Origin of the sequence: Actinomycetospora lemnae (assembly GCF_028737315.1) — a bacterium.
GTDB lineage: Bacteria > Actinomycetota > Actinomycetes > Mycobacteriales > Pseudonocardiaceae > Actinomycetospora > Actinomycetospora lemnae.
In genome coordinates this window covers 121,254-146,380 of record NZ_JAQZAO010000002.1, presented here as the reverse complement: position 1 = coordinate 146,380, position 25,127 = coordinate 121,254, and the positions used below count along the sequence as shown (strand labels likewise).

General features: G+C 74.9%; 23 protein-coding genes. 15 read left to right on the top strand and 8 right to left on the bottom strand.

Annotation, left to right across the window (positions count from 1 at the left end; genetic code table 11):
• Positions 1-3 precede the first annotated feature (3 nt).
• From PGB27_RS04400 to PGB27_RS04380, 5 genes are all read left to right on the top strand, one after another.
• Entirely contained in the window at positions 4-738 is a 735-nt protein-coding gene (locus PGB27_RS04400; RefSeq protein WP_274199136.1) for a histidine phosphatase family protein, read from the top strand.
• Between the two features lie 70 nt (positions 739-808).
• Positions 809-1,378, top strand: a complete 570-nt coding sequence (locus tag PGB27_RS04395) for a DUF3090 domain-containing protein (RefSeq protein ID WP_274199135.1) — start codon at positions 809-811, stop codon at positions 1,376-1,378.
• Positions 1,379-1,382: 4 nt separating this feature from the next.
• Positions 1,383-2,213 (top strand): SCO1664 family protein, encoded by an 831-nt coding sequence (locus PGB27_RS04390; protein WP_274199134.1) that lies wholly within the window; start codon positions 1,383-1,385, stop codon positions 2,211-2,213.
• A 91-nt stretch (positions 2,214-2,304) separates the two neighbouring features.
• Positions 2,305-3,246, top strand: coding sequence for an MBL fold metallo-hydrolase (locus tag PGB27_RS04385; protein ID WP_274199133.1), 942 nt, complete (start codon positions 2,305-2,307; stop codon positions 3,244-3,246).
• On the top strand, positions 3,243-4,583 hold the full coding sequence (locus tag PGB27_RS04380; RefSeq protein WP_274199132.1) for an MFS transporter: 1,341 nt from the start codon (positions 3,243-3,245) through the stop codon (positions 4,581-4,583). The genes PGB27_RS04385 and PGB27_RS04380 overlap by 4 nt, the downstream gene beginning before the upstream one ends.
• Here the strand turns inward: PGB27_RS04380 and PGB27_RS04375 are convergent.
• From PGB27_RS04375 to PGB27_RS04360, 4 genes are all read right to left on the bottom strand, one after another.
• Positions 4,529-5,329, bottom strand: a complete 801-nt coding sequence (locus tag PGB27_RS04375; RefSeq protein ID WP_274199131.1) for an enoyl-CoA hydratase/isomerase family protein — start codon at positions 5,327-5,329, stop codon at positions 4,529-4,531. The two genes, PGB27_RS04380 and PGB27_RS04375, sit on opposite strands and share 55 nt — an antisense overlap.
• Positions 5,330-5,378: 49 nt before the next feature.
• Entirely contained in the window at positions 5,379-6,125 is a 747-nt protein-coding gene (locus tag PGB27_RS04370; protein WP_274199130.1) for an SDR family NAD(P)-dependent oxidoreductase, read from the bottom strand.
• Positions 6,126-6,214: 89 nt separating this feature from the next.
• Positions 6,215-6,865: a class F sortase gene (locus PGB27_RS04365; RefSeq protein WP_274199129.1), complete on the bottom strand. Its 651-nt coding sequence runs from the start codon at positions 6,863-6,865 to the stop codon at positions 6,215-6,217.
• On the bottom strand, positions 6,862-7,335 hold the full coding sequence (locus PGB27_RS04360) for an excalibur calcium-binding domain-containing protein (protein ID WP_274199128.1): 474 nt from the start codon (positions 7,333-7,335) through the stop codon (positions 6,862-6,864). Before PGB27_RS04360 ends, PGB27_RS04365 begins: the two co-directional genes overlap by 4 nt.
• A 249-nt stretch (positions 7,336-7,584) precedes the next feature.
• Between PGB27_RS04360 and PGB27_RS04355 the strand changes: the two genes are divergently transcribed.
• From PGB27_RS04355 to PGB27_RS04330, 6 genes are all read left to right on the top strand, one after another.
• Positions 7,585-9,033, top strand: a complete 1,449-nt coding sequence (locus tag PGB27_RS04355) for an ATP-binding protein (protein WP_274199127.1) — start codon at positions 7,585-7,587, stop codon at positions 9,031-9,033.
• Positions 9,023-10,999 carry a vWA domain-containing protein gene (locus PGB27_RS04350; protein WP_274199126.1) on the top strand — a complete coding sequence of 659 codons (1,977 nt, stop codon included), beginning with the start codon at positions 9,023-9,025 and terminating at the stop codon, positions 10,997-10,999. The genes PGB27_RS04355 and PGB27_RS04350 overlap by 11 nt, the downstream gene beginning before the upstream one ends.
• A 296-nt stretch (positions 11,000-11,295) precedes the next feature.
• Positions 11,296-12,546 carry a cysteine--1-D-myo-inosityl 2-amino-2-deoxy-alpha-D-glucopyranoside ligase gene (mshC, locus tag PGB27_RS04345; RefSeq protein WP_274199125.1) on the top strand — a complete coding sequence of 417 codons (1,251 nt, stop codon included), beginning with the start codon at positions 11,296-11,298 and terminating at the stop codon, positions 12,544-12,546.
• A gap of 19 nt (positions 12,547-12,565) precedes the next feature.
• Positions 12,566-12,922: a DUF2237 family protein gene (locus PGB27_RS04340; RefSeq protein WP_274199124.1), complete on the top strand. Its 357-nt coding sequence runs from the start codon at positions 12,566-12,568 to the stop codon at positions 12,920-12,922.
• A 60-nt stretch (positions 12,923-12,982) separates the two neighbouring features.
• Positions 12,983-14,398 carry a type VII secretion protein EccB gene (gene eccB / locus PGB27_RS04335; RefSeq protein ID WP_274199123.1) on the top strand — a complete coding sequence of 472 codons (1,416 nt, stop codon included), beginning with the start codon at positions 12,983-12,985 and terminating at the stop codon, positions 14,396-14,398.
• A 27-nt stretch (positions 14,399-14,425) separates the two neighbouring features.
• Positions 14,426-15,622 (top strand): MFS transporter, encoded by a 1,197-nt coding sequence (locus PGB27_RS04330; RefSeq protein WP_274199122.1) that lies wholly within the window; start codon positions 14,426-14,428, stop codon positions 15,620-15,622.
• Positions 15,623-15,653: 31 nt separating this feature from the next.
• Here PGB27_RS04330 and PGB27_RS04325 read toward each other — a convergent pair whose 3' ends face one another.
• Together PGB27_RS04325 and PGB27_RS04320 are read right to left on the bottom strand one after the other, a co-directional pair.
• Complete coding sequence (locus PGB27_RS04325; RefSeq protein WP_274199121.1) at positions 15,654-16,790, bottom strand: MFS transporter; 1,137 nt, start codon at positions 16,788-16,790, stop codon at positions 15,654-15,656.
• Complete coding sequence (locus PGB27_RS04320; protein ID WP_274199120.1) at positions 16,787-17,662, bottom strand: PAC2 family protein; 876 nt, start codon at positions 17,660-17,662, stop codon at positions 16,787-16,789. The genes PGB27_RS04325 and PGB27_RS04320 overlap by 4 nt, the downstream gene beginning before the upstream one ends.
• A 128-nt stretch (positions 17,663-17,790) precedes the next feature.
• Here PGB27_RS04320 and metH point away from each other — a divergent pair, with 128 nt between their 5' ends.
• The 4 genes from metH (at position 17,791) to hisG (ending at position 23,312) form a co-directional block, all read left to right on the top strand.
• Positions 17,791-21,336, top strand: coding sequence for a methionine synthase (gene metH / locus PGB27_RS04315; protein WP_274199119.1), 3,546 nt, complete (start codon positions 17,791-17,793; stop codon positions 21,334-21,336).
• The gene (locus tag PGB27_RS04310) at positions 21,333-22,034 is read left to right on the top strand and encodes an HAD family hydrolase (RefSeq protein WP_274199118.1); all 702 of its coding nucleotides are present in this window, start codon (positions 21,333-21,335) and stop codon (positions 22,032-22,034) included. Before metH ends, PGB27_RS04310 begins: the two co-directional genes overlap by 4 nt.
• 81 nt (positions 22,035-22,115) lie before the next feature.
• On the top strand, positions 22,116-22,379 hold the full coding sequence (locus PGB27_RS04305) for a phosphoribosyl-ATP diphosphatase (RefSeq protein WP_274199117.1): 264 nt from the start codon (positions 22,116-22,118) through the stop codon (positions 22,377-22,379).
• 36 nt (positions 22,380-22,415) lie between these two features.
• On the top strand, positions 22,416-23,312 hold the full coding sequence (gene hisG, locus PGB27_RS04300; RefSeq protein ID WP_274199116.1) for an ATP phosphoribosyltransferase: 897 nt from the start codon (positions 22,416-22,418) through the stop codon (positions 23,310-23,312).
• Between the two features lie 24 nt (positions 23,313-23,336).
• On the opposite strand, the gene PGB27_RS04295 is transcribed toward hisG, so the two are convergent.
• Positions 23,337-24,149, bottom strand: coding sequence for a thioesterase family protein (locus PGB27_RS04295; RefSeq protein ID WP_408630007.1), 813 nt, complete (start codon positions 24,147-24,149; stop codon positions 23,337-23,339).
• A complete protein-coding gene (locus PGB27_RS04290; protein ID WP_408630017.1) occupies positions 24,146-25,075 on the bottom strand; it encodes a RecB family exonuclease in 930 nt (309 codons plus the stop codon). Before PGB27_RS04290 ends, PGB27_RS04295 begins: the two co-directional genes overlap by 4 nt.
• Positions 25,076-25,127 lie beyond the last annotated feature (52 nt).

The following is a 25,127-nucleotide window of genomic DNA, read 5'->3' as shown; positions in this document are numbered from 1 at the left end:
CTCGTGACCACCGTGATCCTCCTGCGCCACGGCCGGTCGACGGCCAACGTCTCGGGCGTGCTCGCCGGTCGCAGCGCCGGCGTCGGCCTGGACGACCACGGGCGGTCCCAGGCCGAGAAGCTCGTCGACCGGCTCGCCGAGCTGCCCCTGGCCGCGGCCGTCACCTCGCCCCTGCAGCGCTGCCGGGAGACCCTCGAGCCGCTGCTCGCCGCCCGCGGGCTCGAGCCGACCGTGGAGGAGGACCTCTCCGAGGTCGACTACGGCGACTGGACCGGCCGCAAGCTCGGGGAGCTCGGCAAGGAGGACCTCTGGAGGGTCGTCCAGGCCCACCCGTCCGCCGCGGTGTTCCCCGGCGGCGAGGGGCTGGCCGGCATGCAGGCCCGCGCGGTCGCCGCGATCCGCCGCCATGCCGCGCGGATCGCGGCGGAGCACGGCGAGAAGGCGCTGTGGGTGGCGTGCAGCCACGGCGATGTGATCAAGGCCGCCGTGGCCGACGCCCTCGGCCTGCACCTGGACTCGTTCCAGCGGATCGTGGTCGACCCCTGCTCGGTCAGCGTCATCAGCTACACCCCGACGCGGCCCTTCGTCGTGCGGGTCAACGACACCGGCGGGGACCTGTCCGCGCTGGTGCCGAAGCCGGACTCGGAGGAGCCGGGCGGCGACGAGAGCACGGCCGCCGCGGGCGACGACGCCGTCCCCGCGGAGGCCACCGTCGGGGGATCGACGGGAGTAGCATGAGACGGCCGTCCACGTCAGAGGACACCGTCCCTCGGCGGCGCCCCGCCCGGAGTCCTACGATCGAGATGCCATGCCCAGGGTGATCCACGTCTTCCGCCAGCCCGACCGGTTCGTCGCCGGGACCGTCGGGCAGCCCGGTGAACGCTCCTTCTACCTGCAGGCCACGGAGCAGGCCCGCAAGGTGAGCGTGCTGCTGGAGAAGCAGCAGGTCTCGGTGCTCTCGGAGCGGATCGGCACCCTGCTCGAGGAGGTCTCGCGCCGCTTCGGCGCCGAGGTCCCCGTCTCGGTGCCCGAGGAGGAGGTCGACACCTCGCCGCTCGAGGTGCCGGTCGAGGAGGAGTTCCGGGTCGGCACGATGGGCCTGGGCTGGGACGCCGAGTCCCGCAACGTCGTCGTGGAGCTGCTCGCGGTCACCGAGGAGGAGATCGACGAGTCCGTCGTCCTCGACGACACCGACGAGGGCCCCGACGCCCTGCGCGTGTTCCTGTCGCCGGCCGGGGCCCGCGCGTTCGCGACGCGGGCCGAGCGGGTCGTCTCCGCCGGTCGTCGCCTGTGCCCCCTGTGCACCCAGCCGCTCGACGCCGCGGGTCACATCTGCCCGCGTCAGAACGGCTTCCGCCGCGTCACCAGCCCCGAGTAGGCGCGTGGACGCGGAGCGGAACCCGACCCACCGGCCCGACACCTCGGAGTCCGAGGAGCTGCTGCTCCACGGGCGCATCGAGGTGGAGGGACGCCTCACCGAGGCGTCGAACACGACGTTGCTGTGCTCGATCTCGTGGGGCGGCGTCGAGGAGCGGTGCGTCTACAAGCCGGTGCGCGGCGAGCGCCCGCTCTGGGACTTCCCGGACGGCACCCTCGCCGGCCGCGAGGTGGCGACGTACCTCGTCAGCGAGGCGGCCGGCTTCGGCGTCGTGCCGCCGACGGTGCTGCGCGACGGGCCGTTCGGGCCCGGCATGGTCCAGCGCTGGATCGAGACCGACGACGAGCGCGAGCTGGTCGACATCCTCGCCCCCAAGGACGTGGGCAAGGGCTGGCGCACGGTGCTGCGCGCGCGTGGGATGGATGGCGACCCGGCGCTGCTCGTGCACGCGGACGACCCGGCGCTGCGGCGGATGGCGGCGCTCGACGTCGTCGTCAACAACGCCGACCGCAAGGGCGGGCACGTCCTCGCGGGCCTCGACGGCGGGGTCTACGGCGTCGACCACGGCATCTGCCTGCACCGCGAGGAGAAGCTGCGCACGGTGCTGTGGGGCTGGGTGGGCGAGCCCCTGACCGAGGACGTCGTCGAGTGCCTCCGCACGCTGCGGGCCAAGCTCTCGCCCGGGAACCCGGCCGGCCTGGACGACACGCTGCACGAGCACCTGACCCGCGCCGAGGTCGGTGCCCTGCGCTCGCGGGTCTCGCGGCTCCTCGACGCGAACGAGCTGCCCGCCCCCGGGGGCCGCTGGCCCCCGATCCCGTGGCCCGCGTTCTGAGCCACTGACCTGACCGACCCCACGTGAGCGGACTTGCGACCTATAGCTCGAAAGTTCGCTCACGTGGCCCCCTGATCCGAGGTGCCCCGCCGTGCCGTCCGCACGCCGCGATCCGCGCTGGCCGCGCGACTTCCACCACCGCCGCACCGCGGGCCTGCTGAACCCGCTGCAGGTGCTCGAGCTGGCCCGCTCCATGCCGGCCGGCGCCGAGCGCACCGGGGCGCGGGTGCCGGTGGTCGACGCGCGGCCGCTCCCGCCCGCCGGGCCCGGCGAGATCGCGGTGACGTGGCTCGGCCACTCGTCGGCGCTGCTGCGTGTCGACGGCGTGACGCTGCTCGTCGACCCCGTGCTCGCCGGCGGCATCCCGGGTGCCCGCCGCCGCCTCACCCCGCCCGCGCTGACGCCCGAGCAGCTGCCGCCGCTGGACGCGGTGCTCCTCAGCCACGACCACTACGACCACCTCGACGCGCCGACCCTGCGCCGGCTGCCGCGCGAGACGCCCGTGCTGGTCGGGGGTGGTGGGGCGCCGTGGTTCGCGCGCCGGGGGTTCACCGACGTCACCGAGCTCGACTGGTGGGAGAGCACCCGCGTGGGGGGCGTCGCCGTCGAGTTCGTGCCCGCCCACCACTGGTCGCGGCGGACGCTCTTCGACACCTGCCGCCGGCTGTGGGGCGGCTGGGTCGTCACGGGTGCCGACGGCCGCAGCGTCCTGCACGCGGGCGACACCGGCTACGGGCCCTTCCCGGCGCGCATCGGCGCCCGGCACCGCCACATCGCGGTCGCCCTGCTCCCGGTCGGCGCCTACGCGCCCCGCCGGCTGCTGCGCGGCGTGCACATGGACCCCGCCGAGGCGGTCCGCGCGGCCGGGGACCTCGGCGCGCGCCGCGTGGTCCCCATCCACTGGGGGACCTTCGTGCTCTCGGGCGAGCCGGTGCTCGAGCCGCTCGAGCGGGTCCGCGAGGAGTGGGTCCGGACGGGGCGGGACCGCGCCGACCTCTGGGACCTCCCCATCGGTGGGACGCGGCTCCTGTGAGCTCGCCGACCAGCCCCGTCGTCCCCCCACGTCGCTCCGGTCGCGCCCTCGCCGTCTGGGGCGTCGCCGTCCTCGCCTACATCGCGGCCGTGCTGGGCCGGTCGTCGCTCGCCGCGACCGGCGTCACCGCCGCCGAGCGCTTCGACGTCTCCTCGGGCGTGCTCTCGCTGCTCGCGGTGGTGCAGCTCGCCGTCTACGCCGCCCTGCAGATCCCGGCGGGCGTGCTCGTCGACCGCGTCGGCCCGCGCCGGGTGATCGCCGGCGGGGCCGTCCTCGTCGCCCTCGGGCAGGTCGTGCTCGCGCTCGCGGCGCCGTTCTGGCTCGCCGTGGCCGGGCGGATGCTCGTCGGCGCCGGCGACGCGGTGACCTTCGTCAGCGTCCTGCGCCTCATCCCGTCGTGGTTCCCGGCGCGCCGCGTGCCGCTCTACAACCAGCTCGCGGGCATCCTCGGCCAGCTCGGGCAGGTGGTCTCGGCGGTCCCGCTCGCCGCGCTCGTCGTCGGCACCGGCTGGACGCCCGCCTACCTCGCGGCCGGCGGCACCGCGGTGCTCGTCGCCGTCCTCGTCGTCGCGGTGGTGCGCGACGGGCCCGCCGGCGCGCCGGCGCCGGCGGGAGACGGAGCGGAGCGGAGCTCGACCAGCGCAGGCAGCCCGGCGGTCCAGGGCGGCCTCGGGGCGGCGCTGCGCGAGCCCGGCGTGCGGCTGGCGTTCTGGTGCCACCTCGCGTCCCCGTTCCCCGGCAACGTCTTCGGGCTGCTCTGGGGCTTCCCGTTCCTCACCGGCGGCGAGGGTCTCGCGAGCGGCACCGCGCGCGGCCTGCTCGCGCTCTACGTCGTCGCGGGCATCGCGGTCGGGCCGGTGGTCGGCACCCTCGCCGGGCGCCTCCCGCACCGCCGGGTCACGCTCGTCGTGGCCAGCACCGTCGCCCAGGCGCTGATGTGGGTCGTCGTCCTCGCCTGGCCCGGCCCCGCGCCCCTGGCCCTGCTCGTGCTGCACGTGGTGGTGCTCGGCAGCGGGGGACCGGCCTCGCTCGTCGCGTTCGACATCGCCCGCGCCGCCGTGCCGCCGCAACGGATCGGGCGTGCGTCGGGGATCGTCAACGTCGGCGGCTTCGTCTCCACCGTGCTGGTCGTCCTGCTCGTCGGCGTCGCGCTCGACCTGCAGGGCGCGGGCACCCCGGACACCTACACGCTCGAGGCCTTCCGCGTCGCGATGCTGGTGCAGGTACCGGTGTGGGCGGTGGCCCTCCTCGGGATCGCCCACTCGCGACGGCGGGTCCCGGGTCAGTCGGCCGCCGACGGGAAGCGCGGCGCCCGCTTCTCGCGCAGCGCGGTGTAGCCCTCGACGACGTCGGGGCCCATGAAGGTCAGCATCTCGTAGGCCGCCGACTGGTCGAACGTGGGGCCGGCGCTGCGCAGCCAGTTGTTGAGGGTGCGCTTGGTGAGCCGGATGGCCTGCTGGCTGCCGGTCGCGAGGACGTCGGCGACGCGCAGGGCCTCGTCGAGGACCTGGTCGCGGGGCAGCGCCTTCGCGACCATGCCGAGGCGCTCGGCCTCCGCGCCGGTGACCATCTCGCCGGTGAGCAGGTAGTAGCGCGCCTTGGCCATCCCGGCGAGCAGCGGCCAGATGATCGCCGCGTGGTCGCCGGCGGCGACGCCGAGCTTGACGTGCCCGTCGCCGAGCTTGGCGTCCTCGGCCGCGATGGCGACGTCGGCGAGCAGCGCGACGACCACCCCGGCGCCGACCGCCACCCCGTTGATCGCCGAGACGATCGGCTTGTCGCAGCCGATGACGTTGTAGACCATCTCGGACATCTCGCGCAGCATGTGCTGGACGCGGTCGTAGTCGCCGGCGATCCGCTCGACCATCGCGAGGTCGCCGCCCGCGGAGAACGCCTTCCCGGCCCCGGTGATCACCGCGACGCGGACGTCCGGGTCGGCGTCGACGTCGCGCCACACCCGCGCGAGCTCGCCGTGGAGCTCCTCGTCGGCGGCGTTGTACTTGTCGGGCCGGTCGATGGTGATGAGCAGGACGCCGTTGTCGCGGCGCTCGAACGTCAGCTGGCGGTAGTCGTCGAGGGACACGGGGACCTCCCGGGGTCGGGGTCAGCTCGTCGGGGTCAGCTCATCGGGGTCAGCTCATCGACAGGCCGCCGCTGACCGACAGCGTCTGGCCGGTGATGTAGGCGGCCTCGGGCGAGGCGAGGAAGGCGACGGCGTGCGCGATGTCGACCGGCTGCGCGAGCCGGCGCAGGGGGATCGCCCGGACCAGCGCGTCGTGCAGCTTCGGGTCGTGCTCGGTGACGGCGGCGAGGAGCGCGGTGTCGGTCGGCCCGGGGCTCACGCAGTTGACGCCGATGCCGTGGCGGGCCATCTCGCGGGCCGTGGTCTTGGTGAACGCGATGATCCCGCCCTTGGCCGCGGAGTACACGGCCTCGCCGGACGAGCCCACGCGCCCGGCGTCGGAGGCGAGGTTGACCACCCGCCCGCCGCCCTGGGCGACCATGAGCGGCAGCACGGCGTGGGAGGTGTGCAGGACGCCGTAGAGGTTGACCGCGATGATGCGGTCCCAGTCGGCGGGGTCGGACTCGACGAACGGCCCGATGACGTCGATGCCGGCGTTGTTGACCAGCACGTCGATCCGCCCGTGCCGTTCCTGGACGTCGGCCACCATCGCGTCGACCGAGGCGCGGGACGCGACGTCGGTGGCGAGGCCGATCGCTCCGCCGCCCACGGTCCGGGCGGTGTCCTCGGCGTCGGTGCCGTCGACGTCGGTGGCCACGACCGTCGCACCCTCGGCGGCGAGCACCTCGGCGATGCCGCGGCCGATGCCCCGCCCGGCCCCGGTGACGACGGCGACGGCACCGTCCAGCCTGCCCATGCCGGTGATCGTGACACGGCGCGAGCGGACAGCGTCAGCCCCGGGTCAGCCCCGGGTCAGCCCCGGGTCAGCCCCGGGTCAGCCCCGGGTCAGCCCCGACCGACCAGGCGCGCGTAGACGATGACGTTGTCGGTGTACGAGTGGCCGGTGCGGTCCAGCGCCCCGCCGCACGTGATCAGCCGCAGTTCGGGGCCGGCGGTGTCGCCGTAGACGTCGCGGGTGGGGAACCAGTTCTTCGACACCTGCACCGTGCCGACCACCGCGAACACGGCGACCGACCCGTCGCGGCGGGTCACGGTGATCCGGTCGCCCGCGGTCGCCGCCGCGAGGTCGGCGAACACGCCGCGCCGCCCGTCGCCGTCGACGTGCCCGACGAGCACCGCGGGCCCCCGCTCGCCGGGGGTCGGTCCGTGCCGGTACCAGGCGGCCTGCTCGGGTGTGTGGACCGACGGCACCTCGATGCGCCGCCGCTCGTCCACCCCGACCGGCACGAGCGAGGAGCACGCGTCGATCCGGTCGACGGTCAGCGCGACCGGCTCGGACGCGGGCATCGGCGTCGCGCCGGCGCGCCACGGTGCCGTCGCCGGCGGGCAGGGGTCGGCGCGGGCGGCGGTGGCGACGCCCATCGCCGCGCACCCGGCGGCCAGCACGAACGCGAGCACGGCGAGCGCCCGCACCACGAGCGAGGAGTCGGGGGCGGGGAGCGGGCGGCGCCGTCGGGCGCGACGATGCCGGCTCACCGCCGCGACGACGCCGGACGGGCGTACCGGGCCCGCAGCGCGGCCACGCCCACCAGCACGAGCCCGGTCACCGACCACCACGCCACCGACGGCGTCACCAGCCCGTCCTCGGGCGCGGTCACCTCCGGGGTGACGTCGGCGCGCGAGCCGTCGCCGGTCGGTGCGGACCCCACCGGGATCACCGACACCTGCCCGCCGTCGGCGACCTCCTCGTCCGCGATCTCGTCCGCGATCTCGTCCGCGATCTCGTCCGCGACCTCCTCGGCCCCCGCGGTGTTCGCCGGGTCGCCCTGGTCGCAGGCGAACCCGTCGTCGTCGCGGTCGAGTGCGGGACGGTAGCCCGGCGTGCCCGCCGGGATGTTCGAGACGCCGGCGGCGAAGGCCTCGGTGCAGGTCGCGTCGTCGACGGCGAGCGCGGCAAGGGCGGGCCCGGCACCACCGAGCAGCAGGAGGGCCGACACCCCGGTCACCAGCACGGATCGCGGCACAGATCGCGGCACGGATCGCTGCATGAACTCCCCCGACGACGCCCCCCGCCCCGCGCGGGGAGAGGCCCGCAGTCAACTCCGGTGAGTGTCGAGACAGCACGCAGCGTGACGGCGCGTCGCGGGCCACCTTCGGGGGATTCGTCGCCCGGGTCCGTTCGGCGGCGCTGCCCGGGACCGTCCGTACCCCGCTGTCGGCGGCCGGATCGCGATCGTCGTCGTAGCGTGGGGGAGGTGAGCTCCACCTCTGCTCCCTCCGTACCCACCGATCTCCCCACCACCGCCGGTGAGCTGGCCCGCAGCGGCCACCCGGCGGCGACGGTCCGCAGCGTGCGGACCGAGCTGCGTGACAACCTGCTGGCCCGCCTGCGGGACGGCGTGGATCCCTGGCCGGGGATCGTCGGGTTCGACCGGACCGTGCTCCCGCAGTTCGAGCGCGCGGTCCTCGCCGGACACGACGTGGTGCTGCTCGGCGAGCGGGGTCAGGGCAAGACGCGGCTGCTGCGCAGCCTCGTGAACCTGCTCGACGAGTGGACGCCCGTCATCGAGGGCTCCGAGCTGGGCGAGCACCCCGCCGAGCCGATCATCCCGGCCAGCCGCCGGCGGGTCGCCGAGATGGGCGACGACCTGCCGATCACCTGGCGCCACCGGGACGAGCGCTATGCCGAGAAGCTGGCGACGCCGGACACCTCGGTGGCCGACCTCATCGGCGACGTCGACCCGGTCAAGGTCGCCGAGGGCCGCAGCCTGGGCGACCCGGAGACGATCCACTACGGCCTCGTCCCGCGCGCGCACCGCGGGATCGTGACGATCAACGAGCTGCCCGACCTCGCCGAGCGCATCCAGGTCGCGCTGCTCAACGTCATGGAGGAGCGCGACATCCAGGTCCGCGGCTACACGCTGCGCCTGCCGCTGGACATCATGCTCGTGGCCAGCGCGAACCCCGAGGACTACACGAACCGCGGGCGGATCATCACGCCGCTCAAGGACCGGTTCGGTGCCGAGGTCCGCACCCACTACCCGCTCGAGGTCGAGGGCGAGGTCGCCCTGGTCCGCCAGGAGGCCCACCTCGTCGCCGAGGTGCCCGACCACCTGGTCGAGGTGCTCGCGCGCTTCACCCGCCACCTGCGGCAGTCCGGCGCGGTCGACCAGCGCAGCGGCGTGTCCGCCCGCTTCTCGATCGCCGCGGCCGAGACCGTCGCGGCCGCCGCGCTGCGCCGTGCCGCGGTGACCGGCGAGGAGGCCGCCGTCGCCCGGCCCGTCGACCTCGAAGCCGTGCCGCCGGTGCTGCGCGGCAAGCTCGAGTTCGAGTCGGGCGAGGAGGGCCGCGAGGCCGAGCTCCTCACACACCTGCTGCGCCGCTCGATCACGGAGACCGCCCGCGCCCGCCTGGCCGGGGTCGACCTGACGCCGCTCGCCGACGGCGTGTCGGCGCTGGAGGGCTCGCGCCGGGTCGTCACCGGCGACCGGGTGGCCGCGCGCCAGGTGGTCGACGCCCTGCCGTCGATCTCGGTGGTCTACACGGTGGCCGAGCGCCTCGGCGCCGCCGGCACGGAGGCCCCCGGGCCGCTGGCCAGCGCCGTCGAGCTCGCGCTGGAGCACCTCTACCTCACGCGCAAGCTGGCCAAGGACAGCCTGAACAGCGGGGACGCCGACGACGGGACGGTGGCGTATGGCGGCTGATCCGACAGATCCGGGCGGCCCGCACAGCGGCCGCTACTCCTACGGCCGGTACGACGACGGCCCGGACCCGCTCGCCCCGCCGTTCGACCTGCGCGAGGCGATGGACGAGCTGGGCCGCGACGTCATGGAGGGCACGTCGCCGCGGCAGGCCATGCAGGAGCTGATGCGCCGCGGGCTGGGGGAGCAGCGGGGTCTCGACGACCTCATGCGCCGGCTCAACGAGCGCCGCAGCCGGCTGCAGCGCACCCACCGGCTCGACGGCACCCTGCAGGAGGTCCGCGAGCTGCTGGAGCAGGCGCTCGAGGCCGAGCGCAACTCGCTGCAGGCCGAGGACTCCGACGACGCCCGGTTCCGCGAGATGCAGCTCGACGCGCTGCCGCCCTCGCCGGCGGGCGCGGTCCGCGAGCTGGAGGACTACGACTGGCGCAACGCCGAGGCGCGCCAGGCCTACGAGCAGATCCGCGACCTGCTCGGCCGGGAGGCGCTCGACCAGCGCTTCCAGGGCATGAAGCAGGCGATGGAGAACGCGACGCCCGAGGACGTCGAGGCCGTCCGCGAGATGATCTCCGACCTCAACGACCTGCTCGAGGCGCACGGCCGCGGCGAGGACACGACGGACCAGTTCCGCGAGTTCATGGGCAAGCACGGCCAGTTCTTCCCGGAGAACCCGCAGAACACCGACGAGCTGATCGACCTGCTCGCCGAACGCGCGGCGGCGGCCCAGCGGATGATGAACTCGCTGTCGGCCGAGCAGCGTGCCGAGCTCGAGGGCCTCATGCAGCAGGCCTTCGGTGACCCGCGGCTGGCCGAGCAGCTCGGGCGTCTCGACCAGCAGCTGCAGGGCCTGCGGCCCGGCGAGGACTGGCAGGGCCGCGGCCGCTTCCGCGGCGAGGACCCGCTCGGCATGGGCGAGGCGACCCGGGCCATGGAGGAGCTCGGGCAGATGGACGCCCTGGCCGAGCAGCTCTCGCAGTCCTACCCGGGCGCGCGCATGGAGGACATCGACCTCGAGGCCCTCGAGGCCACGCTCGGTGAACAGGCGCGGGTCGACGCGCAGCGGCTCGCGGAGCTCCAGCGCGAGCTCGAACGCCAGGGCGTGTTCCAACGCGCGGCCGACGGCTCGTTGATGCTCTCGCCGAAGGCGCTGCGCCAGCTCGGGCAGTCGTCGCTGCGCGACGTGGTGGGATCGCTGTCGACCCGGCGTGGCGAGCGCGAGACGCAGCGGTCGGGAGCGGCGGGGGAGGCCACGGGCGCCACGCGGCCCTGGTCGTTCGGCGACACGGAGCAGTGGGACGTGCCGCGGACCCTGCTCAACGCGGAGATGCGGCACGCCTCGGGCGACCCGCGGGCCCTCGACGTCACCGACGTCGAGATCGTCGAGACCGAGCAGCGCACCCGCGCGGCCGTGGCGCTCTGCGTCGACACCTCGTGGTCGATGGTCGCCGACGGCCGCTGGGTGCCGATGAAGCGCACCGCCCTGGCGCTGCACCACCTCGTCTCGACGCGGTTCCGGGGCGACGCGCTGCAGCTCGTCACGTTCGGCCGGCACGCGAAGGAGGTCGAGCTCGGCGAGCTGACCGCCCTGGAGGGGGCGTGGGAGCAGGGCACGAACCTGCACCACGCGCTGCTGCTGGCCGGGCGGCACCTGCGCAAGAACGCCGACGCGGCACCGGTCGTCCTCGTCGTCACCGACGGCGAGCCGACCGCGCACCTCGAGCCGGACGGGCACGCGACGTTCGACTACCCGCCGAGCCCGGAGACGCTGCGGGCGACGCTCGGGGAGGTCGACGCGCTCGCGCGGCTCAACGCGGCGATGACCGTGTTCATGCTCGGCGACGACCCGCGGCTCGAGGCGTTCGTCGACCTCGTGGCCCGGCGGGCCGGTGGGCGGGTCGTCAACCCGGACCTCGACGGGCTCGGCGCGGCGGTGGTGAGCGACTACCTCGCGAGCCGCCGACGACGCTGAGCACATCAGCGGACAGCTGGGTGCCCCAACCGGGTGGACGAATCGCGGGCAACCGGGCGTCACGACCACGAGGGGCAACAGCGCGTAGGCTCGACGGTGGCTGGAGCCGATCCCCCCCGCGGCTCCTGGCCACCCCGGCCGGGTCCGTCATCCCGTGCGGGGCCGGCGTGCTCGCCCACGCCGCGCCCCGCCGACACGACCCGGCCGGGGTCCCGATCGGTCTTCGGTCCAGCGCCGGCGAGCGGTTCGCCACCAGGACGGCCCTTCTCGCCGGGAGCGGGCATAGGCTCGGGGTCATGCGAGCGTGGTCATCGGTCGACGTCCCGCGGATCCCCGGCAGCGCACCGCCGTTGCGCCTGCACGACACCGCCAGCGGCGGGGTCCGGCCCACCTCGCCCGGGGCCACCGCGCGGATGTACGTCTGCGGCATCACGCCCTACGACGCGACCCACCTCGGCCACGCGGCGACCTACCTGGCGTTCGACCTCATCAACCGCCTCTGGCTCGACGCCGGCCACGACGTGCACTACGTCCAGAACGTCACCGACATCGACGACCCGCTGCTCGAGCGCGCCGACCGCGACTCCGTCGACTGGGTCGTGCTGGGCATGCGGGAGACCGCGCTGTTCCGCGAGGACATGGCGGCGCTGCGGATCCTCCCGCCGCGCGACTTCATCGGCGCCGTCGAGGCCGTCGACGAGATCAGCGAGCTGGTCGGCAAGCTGCTGGCCAGCGGGGCGGCCTACCGCGCCGACGACGAGCAGTACCCGGACGTGTACCACGACCACACGGCGACGCGGGACTTCGGCTACGTCTCGCGGTACTCCGACGCGCGCATGCGCGAGATCTTCCCGGAGCGCGGCGGCGACCCCGACCGTCCCGGCAAGCGCGACCCGCTCGACGCCCTGCTGTGGCGCATGGCCCGCGACGGCGAGCCCTCGTGGCCGTCCGACCTCGGCGAGGGCCGGCCCGGCTGGCACGTCGAGTGCGCCGCGATCGCGCTCAACCGCCTCGGCGACCAGTACGACCTCCAGGGCGGCGGCTCGGACCTCGCGTTCCCGCACCACGAGTACGGCTCCGCGCACGCCGAGGCCCTGACCGGCGCGCACCCGCTGGCCCGGCACTACTGCCACGCCGGGATGATCGGGCTCGACGGCGAGAAGATGTCGAAGTCGAAGGGCAACCTCGTCTTCGTCTCCCGTCTGCGCGGCGACCGCGTCGACCCGATGGCGATCCGCCTCGCGCTGCTCGCGGGGCACTGGCGCACCGACCGGTCGTGGACCGCCGACGTCCTCACCGTGGGCCAGGCGCGCCTGCACCGCTGGCGCGAGGCCGCCGCCGCGCCGACCGGACCGGACCCCGAGGACACGATCGCCCGGGTGCGTACCCACCTGGCCGACGACCTCGACACCCCGGGCGCGCTGGCCGCGCTCGACGCCTGGGCCGACGAGGTGCTCGCGCGCCGCGACGCCGCCGGCTGGACTCCCGAGGGCCCCACCCGCGTCGCCGACGCCGTCGACGCGCTGCTGGGGGTCACGCTGCGCTGAGGCCGGGTACGCGGGGGCCATGGCTCAGAACGTCCTCGGCGGCGAGCTCGCCGACTGCGGTCACGACCCGAAGACCGGCTTCTACCGCGACGGCTGCTGCGAGACCGGCCCGGACGACGCGGGCGTGCACACCGTGTGCGCCCGCGTCACCGCGGAGTTCCTGTCGTTCTCCGCGGAGCGCGGCAACGACCTCACCCGCCCGGACGCGGACTTCCCGGGGCTGCAGCCCGGCGACCGCTGGTGCCTGTGCGCGACCCGGTGGAAGGAGGCCCTGGACGGCGGCGTCGCCCCGCCCGTCGTCCTCGAGGCCACCCACGCCCGCACGCTGGAGTGGGTCGACCTCGCCGACCTGGAGGCCCACCGCGCGCCGGAGTAGACGCGGCTCCTGCCCGCGACCGCCCCACACGCCGCGCCGCGATGCGGTAGGCATCGCCCTGTGCCGTCGGACCCGCCCACCGCGACCCAGGTCCAGGCGCACCGGTTCGCCGTGCGCCGCCTGGAGTCCGCGCTGGTCGGCCGCGACCCGACGCCGCGCCACGACCCCGGCCGCCGGCAGGACCGCGCCCTGCTCGTGGGCGCGGTCCTCGGTGTGCTGGCGCTCGTCGGGTTCGCGGTCGTCGGCCTCGTCCGCGGCGACGAGGGCTGGCGCGACGAGGCCGTGGTGCGCGGGGAGCCCTCCGGCGCGCTCTACGCGGTCGCGCACGGCCCCGACCGCCTGGTCCCCGCGCTCAACCTGACCTCCGCGCGCCTGCTCGCCGCGGCGGCGGGCAACGCCCCGGACGCCGGCGGGCTCCTCGGCCCGCCCGTCCCGGTGCGCGACGACGCCCTCGCCGAGGCCCCGCGCACCGCGCCCGCCGGCATCCCCGGCGCGCCGTCGGTGCTGCCCGACCCGGCCGCCCCGATCGCCGACGCCTGGGCGGTGTGCGACCGCGCGACCCTCGACCCCTCGGTGCCCGACCCCGCCGCCGACCCCGTGATCACCACCGTCGCGCTCGGCGGGCTCCCCGCACCCGGGCGTCCGCTCGCGGGCGAAGAGGCGCTGCTCCTGCGCGGGCCGGACGGGTTCTGGCTGGTCACCGCGGGTCGGCGCGCGCAGATCTTCCCGGACGCCGGCTCCGTGGTCCGCGGCCTCGAGCTCACCGGCGCGCGGGCCCGCACCGCCAGCTCGGCGCTGCTCGGCACGCTGCCCGAGGCGCCGCCGCTGCGACCGGTCACGGTGCCCGGCACCGGCACGACCCCGACCGAGTCGCGCACCGCCGCGCTGGGCGTGCCCGTGGGCGCCGTCGTCAGCCCGGACGGCGTCCGCTTCCACCTCGTGGCCGCCGACGGGGTGCAGGAGGTACCGGCGGTCGTCGCCCAGCTGGCGAGGTTCGCCAACCCCGACCCGGCCGCCGACCCCGGCATCGCCGCCGTCCCGGCCGGGCGCCTGGCCGACGCCCCGCGGGTGTCGGTCGTCGACGTCGCCGCCTACCCGGCCACCTTCCCGCGCCTGGTCACCTACGACACGGCCACCACCGTCTGCGCGCGCCCCGACGCCGCGGGCACCACCGCCGTCTTCGCCGGTCCCGGGCTGCCCGGGCCGGTCGAGCCGACCCCGCTCGTCGGGCCCCCGCTCGACGGCGCCTGGGTCGCGGGCGGGGGCGCGTACGCCCTCCCCGTGGCGCCCGGAGGGGCGGGTGACCCCGCGACCGGCGTCCTCGTCGACCCCGGCGGGCGCGTGTTCGCCGTCCCCGACCCCGGCGCGGCGGTCGCCCTCGGCCTCGGCGGTCCGCGTCCGGCGCCGCGCGCGGTGCTCGACCTCCTCCCGCGCGGGCCCACCCTCGATCCGCTCGCCGCGCAGACCGCCCGCTGAGGCCGCCCATCCGGCAGGGTGCGGGGCATGGCGGACGTGCGGACCTCGGCGCGGCGGGGCGCGCTCTCCCCGGCCTGGGCGCTGTGGACCGTGGTCTTCGTCGTCGCCTTCGGCACGAACGTCCCGACGCCGCTGCTGCTGGTCTACCGCGACACGCTCGGGCTCGCCCCGACGACCCTCACCGCGGCGTTCGGGGTCTACGCCGCAGGCCTCATCCCCGCGCTCCTGCTCTCCGGCCCGGCGTCGGACCGCCTCGGGCGCCGCCCGGTCGTGGTGCCCTTCGTCGTGCTCGCCGGGCTCGTCTCGGTGCTCTTCCTCGCCGCCGGCTCGTCGGTGCTCGTGCTCTTCCTCGGGCGGTTCCTGCAGGGCGCGGTGTCCGGGGTGGTGTTCAGCGTCGGCACGGCCTGGCTGGGGGAGCTGGTCGCCGAGCCCGGGCGCTCGGCCCGGCTGACGACGATCGCGCTCGCCATGGGCTGGGCCGGCGGGCCGCTGGTGGCGGGGCTGCTCGGGCAGTGGGTGGTGCTCCCGACCGTGCTGCCCTACCTCGTGCACGTCGCGCTGATGATCGGCGCGGTCGCGCTGCTGCCGGGCATCCCGGAGACGCTCGGCCCCGAGCGCCGGCGCGCGGGCGGGCCCCTCGTCAACCTCGGCGTCCCGCCGGGCACGCGGTGGGCGTTCGTGCTGGTCGTGGTGCCGATCGCGCTCGGGGTGTTCGCCTTCCCGTCGACGGCGGTGACGGTGCTGCCGCTGCTGCTGACCCCGCAGATGCCCGGCGTCGCGGTGGCCGTCGCGGGGATCGTCGCCGGCGTGACGCTGTCGACGGGCGCGCTGGTGCCCCCGCTGCAGCGCCGGCTCGGCGCCGCGTGGTCGGGGCCGGTCGGGCTGGCGCTCGGCGCCGCGGGGCTCGGGCTCGCGCTGCTCTCGCTGGTGCTGACGGCCTGGCCGCTGCTGCTGCCGGTCGCGCTGCTGCTCGGCGCGGGGTACGGGCTGTGCCTGGCCTCGGGGCTGGCGATCGTCGCGCGCCTGGCCGTGCCGAGCGAGCGCGGCGCCCTGACCGGCACCTTCTACGCCTGCGCCTACCTCGGCTTCGGGGTGCCGTTCCTGCTCTCGGCCCTCGCGGGGGACGGCAGCCTCGCCGGCCCGCTCGCCGGGCTCGGCGTCGCCGCCGCGGTGGTCGCCGCGCTCCTGGCCCTGCCCGCCGCCCGCCGCCTCGGCACGCGCTGATCGGCGGCGTGGGAGCGAGGGGGCCCGCGACTCAGCGCCGCGGCACGAGCACCGCGGCCCCGAGGAGCAGCACACCCGCGAGGCCGAAGGCCGCGACGGGGGAGAGGTGGTAGGGCCCGAGGAAGATCGCCGGCGCGGCTGCGGCCCCGAGGAACCGCCCCGCCTGGACCACCGAGACCCCGCCCGCCGTCCCCCCGCGCAGCACGAGGGTGTTGACGCCGACCAGCACGCACTGCGCGGCGACGCCCGCGGCCGCCCACACCGCCCCGATCGCCACCACCGAGGGCAGGAGCCCGACCGCGGCCACGAGCAGCGCGCCCCCGACCGCACCGGCGCGCACGAGCACCCCGGGCCCCAGCCGGTCGACCCCGCCGCCGACCACGCGCGCGGTGAGGAGCCCGGCGATCCCGAACCCGGTGAGCAGCGCCCCGCGCAGCCCCGCGCCGACGGCGAACGCGTCCTCGACCCGCAGCGCCACGAGGAACGCCAGCCCGCCCAGCGCGCCCCAGGCGAGCCCCGCGACGAGCCCGAGCCGCAGCACCGACGGCCGCCACGCGTCGCGCAGCCGCGGGCGCTCGTCCCGTGCACCCGCCGCGTCGGCGGGCAGTCCGGCCGCCGCGAGCAGGGCCGCGACGACGGCGACGCCGACGAACGCCCCCCGCCAGTCGACCTCGGCGGCGAGCCCGCCGACCAGCGGCGCGAACGTCATCCCGGCCGCCTGCAGGGAGCCCATCACCCCGAGCGCGCGCCCGAGCCGCTCCGACGGGGTGGCCGCCGCCAGCGCCGCGAGCAGCAGCGGGGTGGTGAACGCGTTGGCCGCGCCCTGCAGCGCCCGCGCGCCGAGGAAGAGCCAGCCGCTGCCGGCCACCGCCGCGAGCAGCGACACCGCGACGTAGGCGACGTAGGCGATCCGCACCGTCCGGGCCGCGCCCCAGCGCTGCCCGAGCGTCCCGGACACGAGCATGAGCAGGGCGAACGGCAGCAGGTAGGCCGTCAGCGACGCGGACGCCGCCGCGGGCGAGAGGCCGAGGTCCGCGCCGAGCTCGGGCAGCATCGACGCGGTGATCCCGCCGCCGAAGGGGCCGAGGAAGCCCCCAGCGTAGAGCGCCGCGACGCGGACACGGTCGAGCGCTGGGCGAGGTGGTGCCGCGGAGGTCGGGCGGGTCACCGCTCCCAGGGGCCCTTGCCGGGACCGGGCGGACCGCCCGCCGTACCCCCGGGCCCGCCGGAGCCGCTGCCCGGGCCGCGCCGGCGCAGGTAGCGCTCGAAGTCGGCGGCGATCTCCTCGCCCGAGGCCTCCTCGAGGTCGGTCTCGGCGTCGCCGGCCTCCTCGAGCGCCTTGACGTACTCGCGCACCTCGTCGTCCTCGTCGGCCATCTCCGAGACCGTGCGCTCCCACTTCTCGGCCTGCTCGGGCAGCGCGCCGAGCGGCACCTCGACGTCGAGGACCTCCTCGACGCGCTGGAGCAGGGCGATCGTGGCCTTCGGCGCGGGCGGCTGCGAGACGTAGTGCGGCACCGCGGCCCAGAACGAGATGGCGGGGATGCCGGCCTGCACGCAAGCGTCGTTGAGCACGCCCGTGATGCCGGTCGGGCCCTGGTAGCGCGAGCTCGAGAGCCCGTAGCGGGCCGCGGAGGCCTTGTCGAACGACGAGCCGGTGACCGGCACGGGGCGGGTGTGCGGGGTGTCGGCCAGCAGGGCGCCGAGGGTGATGACGGTGGTGACGCCGAGCTCCTCGGCCTTGGCGATGATCTCGGCGACGAACGACCGCCACCGCATGTTCGGCTCGATACCGCGCACGAGGACGAGGTCGCGCTCGGACCCGGGCGGGCGGCAGAGCGTGAAACGGGTGGTCGGCCAGTCGATGGCCCGGCTGATGCCGTCGACCAGGCGCACGGTCGGACGCGAGACCTGGAAGTCGTAGTAGTCCTCGGGGTCGATCGCGCCCAGCTCGGTGGCGTCCCAGTTCAGGGCGAGGTGCTCGACCGCGGTGCTGGCGGCGTCACCGGCGTCGTTCCAGCCCTCGAACGCACACAGCATGACCGGGTCCGACAGTTCACGAGCAGGGATCCCGGGGTCGTCGGAGACTGACACCGGCCCAGCTTACGTGTCGTGACGAGGCTCGCAGTGCGCCCGGCGCTGCTCCTCGATCACGTTACGATCGTGTGATGACTACTTCGAGTGAGTCTGGATTCCTGTCCGCTCTGCATTCCCGAGTACTCATCGGCGATGGTGCCATGGGCACCGCACTGCAGGACCAGGACCTCTCTCTCGACGATTTCCAGCAGCTCGAGGGCTGCAACGAGATCCTCAACGTGTCGCGTCCCGACGCGGTCCTCGCGGTCCACCAGGGCCACCTCGAGGCCGGCGCCGACGTGATCGAGACGAACACCTTCGGCACGAACTGGCCGAACCTCAACGAGTACGACATCGCCGACCGCATCCGCGAGCTCTCCCTCGAGGGCACGAAGATCGCCCGCCAGGCCGCCGACGAGTACTCGACGCCCGACCGCCCCCGCTTCGTCTTCGGCTCCAACGGCCCCGGCACGAAGCTCCCGACGCTCGGCCACGCGCCGTTCGCGCAGCTGCGCGACGCGTACATCGAGTCGGTGCTCGGCCAGCTCGAGGGCGGCGCCGACGCGATCCTCGTCGAGACCTGCCAGGACCTGCTCCAGTCGAAGGCCGCGATCCTCGGGGCCTACCGGGCGATGGACCAGTACGGCAAGCGCGTGCCGGTCATCTGCCACGTCACCGTCGAGCTCACGGGCACGATGCTCGTCGGCTCGGAGATCACCGCGGCGCTGACGGCCCTCGAGCCGCTCGGCATCGACGGCATCGGCCTCAACTGCGCCACCGGCCCCGCCGAGATGAGCGAGCACCTGCGGGCCCTGAGCCGCCAGAGCCGCATCCCGGTCAGTGTGATGCCCAACGCCGGCCTGCCCGAGCTCGGCCCGAACGGCCCCGAGTACCCCCTGCAGCCCGACGAGCTCGCCGACTACTGCGCCTCGTTCGTCACCGACTACGGCCTCCAGCTCGTCGGCGGCTGCTGCGGCACCACGAACGACCACGTGCGCGCGCTCGCCGAGAAGTGCCGCGACCTCACGCCCACCGACCGCAACCCGCAGCCGGAGCCGGGCATCTCGTCGATGTACCACTCGGTGCCGTTCCGCCAGGACACGGGCCTGCTGATGATCGGCGAGCGCTCCAACGCCAACGGCTCGAAGGCGTTCCGCGAGGCGATGGTCGAGGACGACTACGAGAAGTGCGTCGAGATCGCCAAGGCGCAGACCCGCGAGGGCGCGCACTGGATGGACCTCTGCATCGACTACGTCGGGCGTGACGGCGTCGCGGACATGGACCGCCTCGCCCACGACGTCTCGACGGCCTCGACGCTGCCGGTGGTGCTCGACTCGACCGAGCCCGAGGTGCTGCAGGCCGGGCTCGAGCAGCTCGGCGGCCGCTGCGCGATCAACTCGGTGAACTACGAGGACGGCGACGGGCCGGACTCGCGGTTCCAGAAGATCATGCGCCTCGTCCACGAGCACGGCGCCGCCGTCGTCGGCCTGTGCATCGACGAGGAGGGCCAGGCCCGCACCGCGGAGTGGAAGACCCGCGTGGCGTTCCGCCTCATCGAGGACCTGACCGAGAACTGGGGCATGCGGGTCGAGGACATCATCATCGACTGCCTGACCTTCCCGATCTCCACCGGTCAGGAGGAGGTCCGCAAGGACGGCATCGAGACGATCAACGCGATCAAGCAGCTCAAGGAGCGCTACCCCGAGGTCCAGACGACGCTCGGCCTGTCGAACATCTCGTTCGGCCTCAACCCGGCCGCGCGCCAGGTGCTCAACTCGGTGTTCCTCAACGAGTGCGTCGAGGCCGGGCTCGACACCGCGATCCTCAACGCGTCGAAGATCCTGCCGTTCTCGCAGATCGACGAGGAGCAGCGCGAGGCCGCGCTCGACCTCGTCTACGACCGCCGCGAGAAGCACGACCCGCTGCAGCACTTCATGAACCTCTTCGAGGGCGTGTCGGCGCAGTCGGCCAAGGACGAGCGGGCCGAGAGGCTCGCCGCGATGCCGCTCTTCGAGCGCCTCGCGCAGCGGATCATCGACGGCGACCGCAACGGCCTCGAGGAGGACCTCGACGCCGGCATGCAGGAGAAGGACCCGCTCGAGATCATCAACACCGACCTGCTCGGTGGCATGAAGGTCGTCGGCGAGCTGTTCGGCGCGGGCAAGATGCAGCTGCCGTTCGTGCTCGCCTCGGCCGAGGTGATGAAGGCGGCCGTCGCCCACCTCGAGCCGCACATGGAGGCCACCGAGAACTCCGGCAAGGGCAAGATCCTGCTGGCGACGGTCAAGGGCGACGTCCACGACATCGGCAAGAACCTCGTCGACATCATCCTGTCCAACAACGGCTACGACGTCGTCAACATCGGCATCAAGCAGCCGATCAACGCGATCCTCGAGGCCGCGGACGAGAACAAGGTCGACGCGATCGGGATGTCCGGGCTGCTGGTCAAGTCGACCGTGGTCATGAAGGACAACCTGCAGGAGATGAACGACCGCGGGGTCGCCGACAAGTACCCGGTGCTGCTCGGCGGCGCGGCACTGACCCGTTCGTACGTCGAGAACGACCTCGGCGAGCTGTACCAGGGCGACGTCCGGTACGCGAAGGACGCGTTCGAGGGCCTGCGGCTCATGGACTCGGTGATGACCGGGGAGGGCCCCTCCGAGGAGGAGAAGGCCAAGATGGCCGAGCGCAAGGAGCGCCGCGAGCGCTCCGAGCGCATCAAGGCCAAGCGCGAGGCCGAGGCCGGCGAGGAGAACCCCGCGTTCGACCCCGACGCGATCTCCGACGTCGCGCGGCGCATCGAGGTCCCGACGCCGCCGTTCTGGGGCACGCGGGTCGTGCGCGGCCTGCGCCTGGCGGACTTCGCGGCGATGCTCGACGAGCGCGCCACCTTCTTCGGGCAGTGGGGCCTGCGCGGCCAGAAGGGCGACGAGGGCCCGTCGTACGAGGAGCTCGTCGAGACCGAGGGCCGCCCGCGCCTGCGCTACTGGCTCGACCGGCTCCAGGCCGAGGGCATCACGAGCCACGCCGCGCTGGTCACCGGCTACTTCCCGGTGATCTCCGAGGGCCAGGAGGTCGTCGTGCTCGACGAGGCCAAGCCCGACGCCGGCGAGCTGCACCGCTTCGCGTTCCCGCGCCAGAAGCGCGACCGGCGCCTGTGCCTCGCCGACTTCTTCCGCACCCGCGACGAGGCCCGCGAGCTCGGCGGCGTGGACGTCATGCCGATGAACCTCGTGACGATGGGCCAGCCGATCGCGGACTTCGCGAACACGCTGTTCGCCGACAACTCCTACCGCGACTACCTCGAGGTGCACGGCCTGGGCGTGCAGCTCACCGAGGCGCTGGCGGAGTTCTGGCACCGCCGCGTGCGCGAGGAGCTGACCTTCGCCGACGGCTCGACGATGGCCGACCAGGACCCGGCCGACGTCAACGAGTACTTCAAGCTCGGCTACCGCGGCGCCCGCTTCTCGCTGGGCTACGGCGCCTGCCCGAACGTCGAGGACCGGGCGAAGATCGTCGACCTGCTGCAGCCCGGGCGGATCGGCGTCGAGCTCTCCGACGAGGACCAGCTGCACCCCGAGCAGTCGACCGACGCGTTCGTGGTGCACCACCCGGAGGCGAAGTACTTCAACGCATGACCGACCTGCAGGCGGTCCTCTGGGACATGGACGGCACGCTGGTCGACTCCGAGCGGCTCTGGGACGTGTCCCTGGCCGACCTCGCCGCCCACCTCGGCGGCGAGCTCTCGGCCGAGCTGCGCGAGGACCTCGTCGGGTCGTCGCTGCCGCGCTCGGTGTCGGCCGTGCGCGCCGCGGCGGGGCTCGACCCGGGTCACGAGGACGGCGTCGCCGCCGACGGCCGGTGGCTGCTCGAGCGCACCAAGCTGCTCTTCGCCGAGGACCTCCCCTGGCGCCCCGGCGCGCGGGAGGCCCTCGCCGCGGTGCGGGAGGCGGGGCTGCCGACCGCCCTCGTCACCAGCACCTACCGCGAGCTGACCGACGTCGCGCTCGACACCATCGGGCGGGAGTTCTTCGACATCACCGTGTGCGGCGACGAGGTGTCGGCGACCAAGCCGGACCCCGCGCCGTACCTGCGGGCCGCGGAGCTGCTCGGCGTCGTGCCCGGCGCGTGCGTCGCGGTGGAGGACTCGCCCACCGGTACGCGCTCAGCGGTGGCCGCGGGCGCGACCGTCGTCGTGGTCCCTTCGGAGGTGTCCGTACCGCCGGGGGAGCGCCGGGTGCTGCGCGAGAGCCTCGTCGGGCTGTCCGTCGACGAGCTGCGCGCGGCGTTGTGGACGAGCAGGGACGACCACCGGTCGCGAGCCGGCGCACGGTGAGCGCTCGGTGACCGTTCGGCGCACCCCCGATGGGGCCGGCAGTGTGCGACCGGTTCCACACCCGTGCGACGATGCCTCGACGTGAAGACGTTCGAGGAGCTCTTCGACGAGCTCGAGGGCAAGGCGCGGGACCGACCGGCCGGATCCGGGACCGTGGCCGCTCTGGATGCCGGGGTGCACGCCCAGGGCAAGAAGGTGCTCGAGGAGGCCGGCGAGGTGTGGATCGCGGCCGAGTACGAGACCGACGACAAGCTGGCCGAGGAGATCTCCCAGCTGCTCTACCGCGTCCAGGTCATCATGCTCGGCCGCGGGCTCTCGCTCGCCGAGGTCTACAAGCACCTGTAGTCGACACCCACGGGGGTGTCGGGAGGAGAAGGACCCATGCTCCGCGTCGCCGTTCCCAACAAGGGATCCCTGTCGGAGGAGGCGTCGACGATGCTGCGCGACGCCGGTTACCGGCAACGGACGGACAGCCGCGACCTGAGCCTGCACGACGAGGCCAACGGGGTCACGTTCTTCTACCTGCGGCCGAAGGACATCGCGACCTACGTCTCCGAGGGCCAGCTGCACCTGGGCATCACCGGGCACGACCTGACCGAGGAGTCCAGCGCCTCGGTCAAACAGCTGCTCCAGCTCGGGTTCGGGCACTCGAAGTTCCGCTACGCCGCGCCCGCCCGCAACGAGTGGACGATCCAGGACCTCGCCGGCAAGCGGATCGCGACGTCGTACCCGCGCCTCGTGCGGGCGAACCTGGCCCAGCAGCGCATCGCCGCGAAGGACGTCATCCGCCTCGACGGGGCGGTCGAGATCTCGATCGAGCTGCAGGTCGCCGACGCCATCGCCGACGTCGTCAGCTCCGGGCGCACGCTCGCCCAGCACGGCCTGGTGACCATCGGGGACCCGATCACCGAGTCGCAGGCCGTGATCATCGACCGCAACGCCAAGTTCGACCAGGTGCCCGACTCGGCGGAGACCGAGCGGTCGAAGTCGCGGTTCGTCGAGCGCCTGCGCGGCGTCGTCTACGCCCGGCGCTACGTCATGCTCGACTACGACTGCCCGCGCGACCTGCAGGACCGCGCGGTGGAGCTGACGCCGGGCATCGAGTCGCCGACCGTCGCGCCGCTGTCGAACGAGAAGTTCGTCGCGGTCCGCTCCATGGTCGAGCGCAAGCGGGTCAACGACATCATGGACGAGCTCGCCGACCTGGGCTGCACGGGCATCGTCACCTCGTCGCTGCAGTCGTGCCGCGCCATCGGCGCGGGCAACGGGCAGCGCTGACGTCCTGTCCGACGGTCCGGCCCCTCAGCGGGGCCGGACCGTCAGCGCCTGCGCGGCGCGGCCGACCGGGCCGTGCTCGTCGTGCAGCACCGAGAACGCCGTCCCGAGCCCCTCGGGGCCGATGACGCTGTCGGCGTCGAGCCCGATCCACTCGCCCCGCGGGGCGCGGTGGACGTGCAGGGTCAGGTCGGTGTTGACGAACAGCCAGTCGTTGAGGTCGAGGCGCGCGGCGGCGCCGTTGGTGGAGTCGGCGATCGAGGCGAGCCGCTGCCACGGCGTCGGCTCCTCGCCCTCCACGACCGGGACCCGGAGCCGCCCCCACGCCTGTCCCGGCCCCGATTCGCCGAGGTGGCCCGTGAGCCAGCGCCAGTCGATGGCGTCGAGGTAGCCGGGCAGCCAGCCCGCCGGGCTCGGGATCGCCCGGCCCGCCTCGGGGCCGGGCATCGACGGGCCGGGCGCGGTGGCCGCGCCCGCGGTGTCGGTGACGGCGAGGCGCCAGCCCGCGGCCCGCGCGACCGCCCGGCCGGCGGCGGCGAGCTCGGCGACGACGAGCTCGATGGTGCGCCCGGCGCGCTCGACCCGGGCGGACACGGTGAGCTCGCCCATCGGCACCCGGCCGAGGACCTCGACGGTCAGGCGGGAGAGCAGCATCTCCTCGCGCGGCGCGCACTGCTCCAGCGCGCGGACCAGCAGCGCGCTGGGCGGGCCCATGTGCTGGCCGTCGGGGAACCAGGGACCTGCGGTGGACCCGGTGGCGAGCACCCGCTGCACGCCGGGCGGGTCGTCCGCCCCGGGCGGCAGCAGGCGGAAGAAGGGCTCGGTCACGAGCGCGGTCACGGGGCGTCTCCCACGGTCTGTCCGGAAGGCTCTGCGGAGCGGGGGCGGGGCACGGGCAGGGGAGCGGGCGTGCCGGGCGTGGCGGGCGTGGCGGGCGTGGCTGACGTGGCGGGCGTGTCCCCGGGCCATCCCGGATAGGGCGGCGGCGTGCCGCCGTGCGCGGGGCAGCGGTCGCGGAAGGGGCACCACGTGCAGCCGGGGCCGGGGTTCGGGCGGAAGTCGCCGGTGGGCGCGGCCCGGGTGATCGCGGCCCACACCGCGGCGAGCACGCGGGCGAAGCGGTCGAGCTCGTCGGCGGTGGGCCGCAGGGTCAGCGAGGTGGTGTCGGCGAGGTGGAGCAGCCGCAGCCTCGGCACCACGCCCCGCGTCCGCGCGAGCAGCAGCGCGTAGAAGCGCACGCCGAACAGCGTCCGTCCCTCGGCGTGGACCGACGGCGCGGGCCCGGACTTGTAGTCGACGACGGTGAGCCCGCCCGGCCCGGTGTCGAGGCGGTCGAGGTAGCCGCGCAGCGGGGAGCCGTCGGCGAGCTCCGCCTCGACGCGCAGCTCGCGGGCCTCGGAGGTGACGGTGCGCGGGTCCTCGAGGGCGAAGTAGCGGGCGAGCAGCCCGTCGACGCCCGGGTCCTCGCCGAGGAGCGCGCGCTCGCCGGGGTCGAGGGCGTCGAGCACCTCGCCGGCGAGCGCCCGCGCGGCACCGGGCTCGCGCGCGGCGGGCTCGAGGGCGTGGAGGCGCTCGAGCACCGCGTGCACCACGGTGCCCCGCAGCGCGCCGGGCGAGGGCGTCTCGGGCAGCCGGTCGACCGCGCGGAAGCGGTAGAGCAGGGCGCAGCGCCGGAAGTCGGCGGCCCGGGAGGGCGAGAGCGCGGGCGGACGGGGCGGGGCCTCGACCTCCGCCCCGTACTCCGCCACCGTCTCCGTGCCCACGATCGTGAGGCTAGATCACGCCACCGACATCCCCGCCGGCTTCGCCCGTGGGGGT

What these genes read in the sequence shown, in the direction of transcription:
- PGB27_RS04395 (WP_274199135.1), top strand. Translation starts at nt 809, where the DNA reads ATGCCCAGGGTGATCCACGTCTTCCGCCAGCCCGACCGGTTCGTCGCC.
- PGB27_RS04370 (WP_274199130.1), bottom strand. Translation starts at nt 6,125, where the DNA reads ATGGGCAGGCTGGACGGTGCCGTCGCCGTCGTCACCGGGGCCGGGCGG.
- PGB27_RS04350 (WP_274199126.1), top strand. Translation starts at nt 9,023, where the DNA reads ATGGCGGCTGATCCGACAGATCCGGGCGGCCCGCACAGCGGCCGCTAC.
- mshC (WP_274199125.1), top strand. Translation starts at nt 11,296, where the DNA reads ATGCGAGCGTGGTCATCGGTCGACGTCCCGCGGATCCCCGGCAGCGCA.
- PGB27_RS04340 (WP_274199124.1), top strand. Translation starts at nt 12,566, where the DNA reads ATGGCTCAGAACGTCCTCGGCGGCGAGCTCGCCGACTGCGGTCACGAC.
- PGB27_RS04330 (WP_274199122.1), top strand. Translation starts at nt 14,426, where the DNA reads ATGGCGGACGTGCGGACCTCGGCGCGGCGGGGCGCGCTCTCCCCGGCC.
- PGB27_RS04320 (WP_274199120.1), bottom strand. Translation starts at nt 17,662, where the DNA reads ATGCTGTGTGCGTTCGAGGGCTGGAACGACGCCGGTGACGCCGCCAGC.
- metH (WP_274199119.1), top strand. Translation starts at nt 17,791, where the DNA reads ATGACTACTTCGAGTGAGTCTGGATTCCTGTCCGCTCTGCATTCCCGA.
- PGB27_RS04310 (WP_274199118.1), top strand. Translation starts at nt 21,333, where the DNA reads ATGACCGACCTGCAGGCGGTCCTCTGGGACATGGACGGCACGCTGGTC.
- hisG (WP_274199116.1), top strand. Translation starts at nt 22,416, where the DNA reads ATGCTCCGCGTCGCCGTTCCCAACAAGGGATCCCTGTCGGAGGAGGCG.